Raw genomic sequence first — 6,617 nt, 5'->3', positions numbered from 1 at the left:
ACACCGGGCGGCTCGACTCGTACCTGATCGAGATCACGGCAGAGGTGCTGTCCCACGTGGACGAGGCCACCGGGAAGCCGTTCGTGGACGTCGTGCAGGACCGGGCCGAGCAGAAGGGCACCGGCCGCTGGACGGTGCAGATCGCGCTGGACCTCGGGGTGCCGGTGTCGGGCATCGCCGAGGCGGTGTTCGCCCGTTCGCTGTCGGGCCACGCCGAACTGCGGGGCGCGGCCCGCCACCTGGCGGGCCCGCGGCCGCGGGCGCTGTCCGGGGACGAGGCCGCACGCTTCGCCGACCAGGTCGAACAGGCCCTGTACGCCTCGAAGATCGTGTCCTACACGCAGGGCTTCCACGAGATCGCGGCGGGCAGCGCCGCGTACGACTGGAACGTCGACCCGGGTGCGGTCGCGCGGATCTGGCGCGGCGGCTGCATCATCCGCGCGGCGTTCCTGGACCGGATCACCGCGGCCTACGAGGCCGATCCCGCGCTCGTGTCGCTGCTGTCCGACAAGGGCTTCGCGGAGGAGATCGCGGCGGCCCAGGACGACTGGCGGTCGGTCCTGGGCGCCGCGATCACGCAGGGCGTGCCGACGCCGGGCTTCGCGGCCGCGCTGGCCTACTACGACGCGCTGCGCGCCGACCGGCTGCCGGCGGCGCTGACGCAGGGCCAGCGGGACTTCTTCGGCGCGCACACCTACCGGCGCACCGACCGCGAGGGCTCGTTCCACACGCTCTGGGGCGGGGACCGCTCCGAGGTCGAGGCCTGACGGCCTCTCCGGCGGCCTCCCGGGAGCCCCGCGCCCGCCCGCTCAGGCGGGTGAGGGCTGGGGCTCCGGCGGGGTGGGGTCGGGGTCCGGATCCGGTGGCACCGGGGACGGCGACGGCTCGGGCAACGGCTGCGGGGCCGGTGTCGGTGTCGGGAAGGGGTCCGGCAGCGGCGCCGGGTCCGGCCGGTCGGGGCCGGGGCCCGGACCGGGTGTCGGTCCCGGCCCGGGGCCCGGGGTCGGCCCGGGCGGCACGGGGTCGGGGAACGGGTGGGTCATGGTGGTTCCTCCACGGGTCGGAGGGGGTCCTCTCCACTCTCTCCCCGCTCGCGTTCCCACGCCCGGCGAGTCCACGCCTGCGGACCCTGCCGGACCCGGCGCCGGATCCCGTGCGTCAGCCGTCCGTACGGGTCAGCCGCACGACGGGAATGTCGCGGTCCGTCTTCTCCCGGTACTCCGCATAGGGGGCGAAGAGCTCGACGAGGGAGCCCCACACGCGCTCCTTCTCCGCGGGCGTCAGGGTCTGCGCGCGGGCCGCGAACCGCTCGGTCCCCACCCGCAGCCGCACGTCGGGGTTGTCCCGCAGGTTCACGTACCACTGCGGGTCGGTGTCGGCTCCGCCGTTCGAGGCCACGATCAGCAGGTCGTCGCCGTCCCGCCCGTAGATCAGCACGGTGCGCCGCCACAGGCCCGAGCGGCGGCCCCGGTAGTCGAGCAGCAGACACGGCGCGCCCTGCACCGTCGTGCCGCGGGTGCCGCCGGACTCCTCGTACGTGCGGGCCTGCCGGGCGACCCATCCGGCGGGGCTGATCACGACGTCGCTCTCGGACACGGGTTCCTCCAGGTGCGTTCGACGGTGGTGCTCCGGTCAAGCGCTCCCGGCGGCCGCGCATTCCCGGGCCGCGGCGGCGAGTCCGGGCAGCGGGCTGGACAGCACGGGGACGGCGGTCCGCGTGCGGCCCGCGGCGTCGGCCGTCGACGCCTGGGCGAGCACGAGCATGTCGGCCGCGCCCGCGGCCCCGTCCAGCGCGGCGGCCACCAGGTCGAGATACCCGTCCTGGTCACCGGCGAGGAACAGCTCCCAGGCCCCGTCCACCAGGACCGTCGTCACGTCCACCGGCCGCCCGGCGCGCCGGGCCTCCTCCTCGACGAGGGCGACGGTGGGGCCGAGTGTGCTGTGAGTGGTGGCGACCACCGTGACGCGGGATCCGATCTCGACGGCGCGCGCCGCCATCGGCCGGTCCAGGCGCAGCACCGGCACGCCCGCCTCGGCGCCGAGCGCCTCGGCGACACCGCCGATCGACGAGCAGGTGCAGAGCACGGCCTCGGCTCCGTCCGCCGCCGCCGTGCGGAGCAGCACTCCGAGGTCGCCCGCCACGGATTCGGGGCTCGTGGCCCGGGCACGCTCGAGCAGTTCCTCGCGCACGACGTGCCGCAGGGCGAGACCTGGATGGTGCGTGTCGCGCAGCGCGTCGAAGACGGGCACGTGCACGGGTGAGGTGTGCAGCAGGACGAGCATCGTCACCACTTCCCCGGGTCGGCGGCGAGCGCCTGCTCGGCGGCCCGGCGCAGTGCGTCGGAGACGGCGGGCGCCTCACCGGGGTGGCGCGCCGCCCACCGCACGACGAACGAGCAGAGCGGCACGACCTGCACGGCTTCCCGCGCCGCGAGGGCGTACAGCTCGCGGGTGAGCGACCCGGCGATGCCCCGGCCCTCGTGGCGCGGCTCGACGATCGTGTGCACCGCGACCAGCGCACGCTCCGGTGCGTCGAGCACGAAGTACTGGATGTGGCCGAGGACCTCGCCGCCGGGGCCGCCGGCCCGCGCCCGCAGGAGCCCGCGCTCCCGGTCGTCGAGGATCACGACGTCGTCCGTGACGTGGCCCTCGCCGCCCGGTTCGGGCGAACTGTCGGGACGGGTGGGGCTCATGGGGCACTACTCCTCGCGGTCAGACCGCCGGCACGGCCTGGGGGCTGCGCCGGTCCTCGCCGCCGGGCACGGGCTCGGAGGGGTCCGCGCCGAGTGCGACGATCCGGTTGTCCCGGTCCACGTGCACGACCCTGGGCCGCAGGGCACGCGCCTCGGCGTCGTCGACCTGAGCGTAACTGATGATGATCACCAGGTCGCCCGGGTGCACGAGGTGGGCCGCCGCCCCGTTGATCCCGATCACACCGGACCCGCGCTCGCCCTCGATGACGTAGGTCTCGAGCCGGGCCCCGTTGTCGATGTCGACGATGTGCACGAGCTCGCCGGGCAGCAGGTCCGCGGCGTCGAGCAGATCGGCGTCGATGGTGACCGAGCCGACGTAGTGCAGGTCGGCCTGGGTGACGGTGGCGCGGTGGATCTTGGACTTGAACATGGTGCGCAGCATGTTGCACTCCTCGAAGACGGCTCCCTGCCTGCGTTCTTGCAGGTCAAGGGCTGGCCTCACCCTACATCGGGACACGCCCGTCCGGGTGGCGCTCTCCAGGCCTCTCAGGACTCCCCCCTCACCCCCTCGCCCCCTCACCCGCGGGAGGAGAGGAACCGCTCCGCGGCGGAGGGGGCGGACCCCGCGAGGTTCCTGTGGACGCGACGCAGCATCGTGCGGGCCATCACGGGGTGTACCCGCCGCACCAGACCCCAGTAGAGCTTCCCGCGCAGGGACTCCGCGCCTGCGACCGTGCACAGGGTCACATGGTGGTCGTCCACGACGATCGAGGCGCGAGCCGTCACCCCCGCCGTGTCCACCCTCATGAGCAACTCGCCATCCTCCTTGGCCAGTACAGGAAAGCGCCCCCGCAGAATCCCGGTCCACGCCTCCGGGTCCCGCGGCAACCCCGGCTGGAGCGGCATGCGGTAGGCGTCCGCGTACCGGGGATGTTCGAGGGCCGTGCGGATGAGCCGGGCGTGCTCCGGCGCCGTGACCGACTCCGGGCGGGCCCAGACCAGGCGGCGGAGCAGGCGCACCCGCGGGGACCGTTTCGCGGGCCGGGCGACGGTTCCCGTCGCGATCAGCTCGATGTTGTCGAACAGCTCCTCGATCATCGCGTCGTGCACGGGCCTGATGCCCGCGATCCACGCCAGCAGCCGGACCCCCGCGAATCTCATCTCGAGCACATGCCGCACCCGGCACCCGTCGTCGCCCGCCGCCTCGACCGTCAGCTCGTGGTACCCGTCCCACGGCGGCGTCCCGTCGAAGCGGATCCGGCGCCCCGGCTCGTACGCGGTGACGCGGTACGTGACCGGCCCGTGCCCCCCGGCCGCGCCCACCGCGAGCGGCCCGTCCAGACGCATCGGGGCCCAGCCGGGCACCGGGAAGATCGGGTCGTCCTCGGCCGAGAGGCGGTCGAGGAGGGGAGCCACGGCGGACGCCGGGGCCCGCACCGCCCGCTCGTGGACATTGCGGATCCGTGCCATCACGCACCTCCATACGCTGCCGTATGGTTTCGACCGTACGGTACCGTACGGTCATGGCGCAACAGCACCCGGGACCACAGCGCGGCCAGGACGGACCGGAGACCGGCCGGAGCGGGGCACACCGCCGCGGCGGCACGGGCCGCACGGCCAAGAAGCCCCGCCTCTCCGCACAGACCTGGGCGGACGCCGCCCTCGAAGCCATAGCGGAGGGCGGCCTCGCAGCCGTCGCGATCGAGCCGCTCGCCGCCCGTCTCGGCACCACGAAGGGCAGCTTCTACTGGCACTTCAGCAACCGGGACGCGCTGATCGACGCCGCCCTCGACCGCTGGGCGGAGATCAACACCGAGGGGACCATCGCGGGCGTCGAGGAGGAACCCGATCCCGAGCAGCGCATCAGGCTGCTCTTCGCCTTCGCGATCCAGGCCGCCACGGAGGATCCCCTGGAGGTCGCACTCCTGGCCACTGCGGGGCATCCCCGGGTGTCCGCGGCGCTGCGCCGGGTGACCGAGCGCCGGGTAGCGTACGTCGCGGACCTCTTCGCCGCGCTCGGGTTCCCGCCGGCGGAGGCCCGGCGGCGCGGACTGCTCGCGTACACCGTGTACCTCGGCCACGCCCAACTCGGCCATGCCGCGCCCTCCGTGCTGCCACCGGAGAAGGACGGCGAGTTCCGCACCTACCTCGACGACGCGCTCGGGGTCCTGATGCGACGCTGACCAGCGCCTGGTGCTCCGGCCCGGTCCGCGCGCCGTCGACCATCGTGCCGAACGGGGGCGCGGGGCGCGGTCAGCCGGCTGCGGGCTTCCAAAGTCGACCTGGTGACGCACGAACAGGCGTGGTCCGGGGCCGCCGAACTGCGCAGGCAGCTCGACGCCCCCGCCCCCGCTGACGGGGGTCGGTTCTCTTGATCTGGCGGCTTGAGGCCCGCCGCTCAGCCAGTCAGCCGCTCAACCCGCCGTCGCTCAGCGCACCACCCGGTGGAGCGTGACCCGGCCGAGGCGGGGGTCGGCGCGCGAGGCCAGGACCTTGACGCGTACCCGCCGCGCCGTGACGGGCTCGGGCAGCGGCAGGATGCGCCGGTATCCGACGGTCGTGCCGGTGGCGATGCGCTGCCAGGCCCCGTCGATCTCGGCCTCGACGGCGAACGACTCGATCCGCTGCCCGTGTTCGATGTCCTCGCGCACCGCGACCCGGTCGAAGGTGGTCGTCCCGTCGGCGTTCTTCGCGACCGGATCCCCGTACACCGTCCGCACCCGCCGCCCGAACGCGGTCAGTTCGGCGACGTCCGCGGCGTCGATCGTGCCCGACCGCGAGGGCGGCACGTTGAGCAGCAGTGTCGTGTTGCGCCCGACGCTCTTCTCGTACAGGTCGAAGAGCTGGTCCGCGGTCTTCGAGCGCTGGTCGGCGTGGTGGAACCAGCCGGGCCGGTTGGACACGTCGGCCTCCGCGGGGAACCACGACAGGTGGGTCACGCCGGGCTCGGTGAGCCGGTCGCGCGAGCCGATGTCGGCCGCGCTCGGCCCGTGCGGCAGCAGCCATTCGCCGTGGTACGTCCACGGGTCGGCGGTCGTCGGGACGACGCTCCACTCGGTCTCGCGGCCGATCCCGCTCTCGTTGCCGACCCAGCGCACGCCGTTGGGGCCGCCGAAGACCACGGTGTCGGGTGACAGCGCCTTGATCACCCGGAACCACTCGTCGAAGCGGTACTCCTGGGTGATCCCGGCGTCGGCCCACGGGTTGGCGCCGTCGAGCCAGAACTCGTCGAGCGGGCCGTACTCGGTGAAGAGTTCGTAGACCAGGTTCAGGTAGTAGGCGTCGTAGTCGTTGACGTGCACGGTGAACGTCGGCAGCTTGCCCGAGCGCACGGCGTCGGCGCGGTCGTCGTCCTCCACGAGGGTGGGGATGGTGTGCTCGCGGACCGCGCTGCCGTTGCCGAAGCGGCCGAGGCCGCTGGGGGCGCGGTCGCCGTCGTCGAGCGCGGTCTGTTCCACCGACGTCAGCGTGCCGCCCTCGGCCTGCTTCGTGCGCAGCGCCTCGATCCAGGTCGCGTGCCAAGCGTGCGGCAGTTCGGAGCCGTCGGAGGGAGAGAGGTAGATCCCCACGCGGAGCTTGTGGGCACGGGCCGCGTCCACGTACCGGCGCACGACGTTCGGCCGGCCGGGGCTCTTGAGGATCGAGTGCGGCGTGTAGCGACTGGGGAAGAGCGTGAAACCGTCGTGGTGCTTGGCGGTGATCATCGCCAGCTCGGCGCCCATGGCCCGGTAGGTGCGGATCCACTGGTCGGCGTCGACGGCGGTGGGCGCGAAGGTCGCCTCGTCCTCAGCGCCCGAACCCCACTCGCGGTCGGTGAAGGTGTTCATCCCGAAGTGGGTGAACGCGGTGATCTCCCGCCGCTGCCAGGCCAGTTGGCCCTTGCGCGGAACGACGTTCGCGGCCTTGGCGACGATCTGCGCCGGG

At 73.6% G+C, this 6,617-nt stretch carries 7 protein-coding genes and 1 pseudogene; 2 read left to right on the top strand and 6 right to left on the bottom strand.

The annotated features are described in order from the left end of the window. Positions 1-767: pseudogene (locus GTW43_RS35960) on the top strand (NADP-dependent phosphogluconate dehydrogenase); the annotation flags it as partial. Between the two features lie 391 nt (positions 768-1,158). Here GTW43_RS35960 and GTW43_RS35955 read toward each other — a convergent pair. The 5 genes from GTW43_RS35955 to GTW43_RS35935 all read right to left on the bottom strand — a co-directional run bounded on the left by GTW43_RS35955 (position 1,159) and on the right by GTW43_RS35935 (position 4,163). Then, on the bottom strand, positions 1,159-1,596 hold the full coding sequence (locus GTW43_RS35955) for a nitroreductase family deazaflavin-dependent oxidoreductase (RefSeq protein ID WP_161306171.1): 438 nt from the start codon (positions 1,594-1,596) through the stop codon (positions 1,159-1,161). 36 nt (positions 1,597-1,632) lie between these two features. Then, on the bottom strand, positions 1,633-2,283 hold the full coding sequence (locus GTW43_RS35950; RefSeq protein WP_161306172.1) for an aspartate/glutamate racemase family protein: 651 nt from the start codon (positions 2,281-2,283) through the stop codon (positions 1,633-1,635). A 2-nt stretch (positions 2,284-2,285) separates the two neighbouring features. Then, entirely contained in the window at positions 2,286-2,693 is a 408-nt protein-coding gene (locus tag GTW43_RS35945) for a GNAT family N-acetyltransferase (RefSeq protein WP_161306170.1), read from the bottom strand. A gap of 19 nt (positions 2,694-2,712) precedes the next feature. After that, positions 2,713-3,135 (bottom strand): aspartate 1-decarboxylase, encoded by a 423-nt coding sequence (gene panD / locus GTW43_RS35940; protein ID WP_161306169.1) that lies wholly within the window; start codon positions 3,133-3,135, stop codon positions 2,713-2,715. Positions 3,136-3,269: 134 nt separating this feature from the next. Continuing rightward, the gene (locus GTW43_RS35935) at positions 3,270-4,163 is read right to left on the bottom strand and encodes an SRPBCC family protein (RefSeq protein WP_161306168.1); all 894 of its coding nucleotides are present in this window, start codon (positions 4,161-4,163) and stop codon (positions 3,270-3,272) included. 53 nt (positions 4,164-4,216) lie between these two features. On the opposite strand from GTW43_RS35935, the gene GTW43_RS35930 reads away from it, so the two are divergent. Next, positions 4,217-4,876, top strand: coding sequence for a TetR/AcrR family transcriptional regulator (locus tag GTW43_RS35930; protein ID WP_161306167.1), 660 nt, complete (start codon positions 4,217-4,219; stop codon positions 4,874-4,876). A 246-nt stretch (positions 4,877-5,122) separates the two neighbouring features. Here the strand turns inward: GTW43_RS35930 and GTW43_RS35925 are convergent. Next, positions 5,123-6,617, bottom strand: a 1,495-nt coding sequence (locus tag GTW43_RS35925) for an alpha-L-fucosidase (RefSeq protein ID WP_161306166.1), incomplete at its 5' end; no start/stop codon positions are given.

The sequence above is a fragment of the Streptomyces sp. SID5785 genome, assembly GCF_009870065.1.
Classification (GTDB): domain Bacteria; phylum Actinomycetota; class Actinomycetes; order Streptomycetales; family Streptomycetaceae; genus Streptomyces.
The sequence above is the reverse complement of the archived record's forward strand: the minus strand, read 5'-3'. Positions and strand labels throughout refer to the sequence as shown.